The organism is Streptomyces sp. 13-12-16 (assembly GCF_002114215.1).
GTDB lineage: Bacteria > Actinomycetota > Actinomycetes > Streptomycetales > Streptomycetaceae > Streptomyces.
Genome location: NZ_NCTE01000332.1, coordinates 21,929 through 25,235 on the forward strand (window position 1 = coordinate 21,929; position 3,307 = coordinate 25,235).

Genomic DNA, 3,307 nt, shown 5'->3' on the forward strand with positions numbered 1-3,307 from the left:
TCGACACCTGCCACGCCGCCGGCGTCAAGGTCGTCGTCGACACGGTCATCAACCACATGGCCAACAGCGCCGGCACCGGAACCGCGGGTTCCTCCTACAGCAAGTACAACTATCCCGGCCTGTACTCGTCGTCCGACCTGGACGACTGCACGAGGGACATCGACAACTACGGGGACAGCTGGAACGTCCACCACTGCGAACTGTCCGGCCTGCCCGACCTGGACACCGGCGAGGAGTACGTCCGCAAGACGATCGCCGGGTACCTGAACGACCTGCTGTCCCTCGGGGTGGACGGCTTCCGCATCGACGCGGCCAAGCACATCCCACCGGGTGACCTCGCCAACATCAAGGGCCGGCTCAGCAACCCGGGTGTCCACTGGAAGCAGGAGACCATCGGGGCGCCCGGCGAGGCCGTGCAGCCCGGCCAGTACACCGGCACCGGTGACGTCCAGGAGTTCTCCTTCGCCAAGGACCTGAAGCGCATCTTCTCCGGCGAGAAGCTGGCGTATCTGAAGAACTTCGGGGAGGCCTGGGGCTACGTCCCCAGCGGCAAGGCCGCCACCTTCGTGACCAACCACGACACCGAGCGCCACGACACGACGCTGACCTACAAGAACGGCTCCGCCTACACTCTCGCCCACGTCTTCATGCTGGCCTGGCCGTACGGCTCACCGGACGTGCACTCCGGCTACGAGTTCAGCAGTGACGCGGGCAGCCCCAACGACGGCCAGGTCAACGCCTGTTACACCGACGGGTGGAAGTGCCAGCACGCCTGGCGCGAGATCGCGAGCATGGTCGAGTTCCGCAACACCGCCGGCAGCGCGGGTGTCACCAACTGGTGGGACAACGGCAACAACGCCATCGCCTTCGGCCGCGGCGACAAGGCCTACGTCGCGATCAACCACGAGTCCGGCTCGCTCAACCGCACCTTCCAGACGTCGCTGCCCGCCGGCACCTACTGCGACGTCCAGAGCGGCAAGCCCGTCACCGTGAACGGCTCCGGGCAGTTCACCGCGACCCTCGGCGGCAACACGGCGCTCGCCCTGCACACGGGAGCGACCAGCTGCTCCGACACCGGCCCCGGCCCGGACCCCGACCCCGAGGCCGGCGCCTCGTTCAGCGTCGACGCCACCACCGCCTGGGGCGAGAACATCTACGTCACCGGCGACAACGCCGCGCTCGGCAGCTGGAACCCCGCCGCCGCGCTCAAGCTCGACCCGGCGAGCTACCCCGTGTGGAAGCTCGACGTCGCCCTCCCGACCGGCACCTCCTTCGCGTACAAGTACCTCCGCAAGGACGCCTCCGGCAAGGTCACCTGGGAGAGCGGCGCCAACCGCACCGCCACCGTCCCGTCCAGCGGCAAGACGCTCCTGAGCGACTCCTGGCGCAGCTGAACCAGGCGAACGCTCCGTCTCGCCGACCGAAGGACCGCCCGGTCCGCCTTGTCCGAGGCGCACCGGGCGGCCCGCCTTGTCCGCGCCGGCTTTCGCCGCCGCGTACCGGGCGGCCCGTCCCGTTCGACCGGTGAGGAGAAGAAAGGCCCCATGACCGGTTTACCGTCCCGGCGCAGAACCGCCCGACTGTCGGCCGTCGCACTGATCCTGTCCGTGCTGCCGGCCCTCCCGTCCACCACCCCGTCCGCGGACGCCGCGACCCCGCGACCGCCGTCCGATCACGCGCTCGCCCGCACACCGGCGCGCCCCGCCCCCTCGCGCGAGCAGTTCTACCTGGTGCTGCCCGACCGCTTCGCCAACGGGACCACCTCCAACGACGAGGGAGGCCTGACCGGCGGCCGCTCGCGGACCGGCCACGACCCGACCGACAAGCACTTCTACCAGGGCGGTGACCTGAGGGGCCTGATCGAGAAGCTCGACTACATCAAGGGCCTGGGCACCACCGCACTCTGGATGGCCCCGGTCTTCAAGAACCGGCCGGTGCAGACCATGAGCGGCACCGAGATGGCCAGCTACCACGGCTACTCCATCACCGACTTCACCCGGGTCGACCCGCACTTCGGCACCAACGCCGAACTGGCGGAACTCGTCGACGAGGCCCACGCCAAGGGCATGAAGGTCTTCTTCGACGTCATCACCAACCACACCGCCGACACCGTCGACTACGCGGAGAAGACGTACGGCTACCGCTCCAAGGGAGCGTTCCCCTACCTGGACGCCGAGGGCCGTCCCTTCGACGACAGCTCCGGCATGCGCGAGGTCGACGAGGACGGCTTCCCGTACACGCCGCGCCCCCGCCCCGGCGAGCATGACACCAAGGTGCCGGCGTGGCTGAACGACCCCACGATGTACCACAACCGGGGCGACTCCACCTTCGCCGGTGAGAGCGCCCTGTACGGCGACTTCAAGGGCAACGACGACCTGTGGACCGAACGGCCCGAGGTCGTCGAGGGCATGCGGCGGATCTACGAGAGGTGGGTCAAGGACTTCGGCATCGACGGCTTCCGCGTCGACACGGCGAAGAACGTCAACATGGCCTTCTGGACCCAGTGGGCCACGGCGCTGGACGCCTACGCGGCCCGGCAGGGGAAGCGGGACTTCTTCATCTTCGCGGAGGCCTTCTCGGCCGACCCCGTCGTCATGGCGCCCTACCTGACCGAGGGCAGGCTCGACGCCACGCTCGACTTCCCGCTGCAGGCCGCGCTCCGCAACTACGCGTCGCGCGGCGGTCCCACGCGCGACCTCGCGCACGTCCTGGCCCAGGACCACCGCTACACCACGGACAAGGCCAACGCCTACGGCGAGGTGACCTTCCTGGGCAGTCACGACATGGGGCGCATCGGCAGTTTCATCAGCCAGGACAACCCGGGCGCGGGGGATGCCGAGTTGCTGCGCCGGGACCGGTTCGCGCACGAGTTGATGTTCCTGTCGCGGGGCAATCCGGTGATCTACGCGGGTGACGAGCAGGGCTTCACCGGATCGGCGGACGATGTGTACGCCCGGCAGACGTTGTTCGCGTCGAAGGTTCCGGAGTATCTGGACGACGACCGGATCGGTACGGAGCGTACGCATGCCTCGGACGCGTACGACCCGGCGCATCCGTTGTACCGGTCGATCGCGAGGTTGTCGGAGCTGACGAAGCGTCATCCGGCGTTGCGTGACGGTGTGCAGGAGGAGCGGTACGCCGACGACGGTCCGGGTGTGTACGCGTTCTCGCGCACGGATGCGAGGCAGCGGGTGGAGTACGTCGTGGCGGTGAACAACGCGGACGAGGCCCGGACGGTCGGGGTGCCGACGTACTCGGCGGGGATGGACTTCCGTGGGGTGTACGGGTCGTCGGCGCGGGTGCGCAG

At 68.8% G+C, this 3,307-nt stretch carries 2 protein-coding genes; both read left to right on the top strand.

Annotated features, from left to right (window positions below):
• Positions 1-1,394: carbohydrate-binding module family 20 domain-containing protein (locus B7767_RS14045; RefSeq protein ID WP_085572482.1), on the top strand; the 1,394-nt coding region annotated here is incomplete at its 5' end.
• Between the two features lie 150 nt (positions 1,395-1,544).
• A partial coding sequence (locus B7767_RS14050; protein ID WP_256923429.1) for an alpha-amylase family glycosyl hydrolase occupies positions 1,545-3,307 on the top strand: 1,763 nt, incomplete at its 3' end.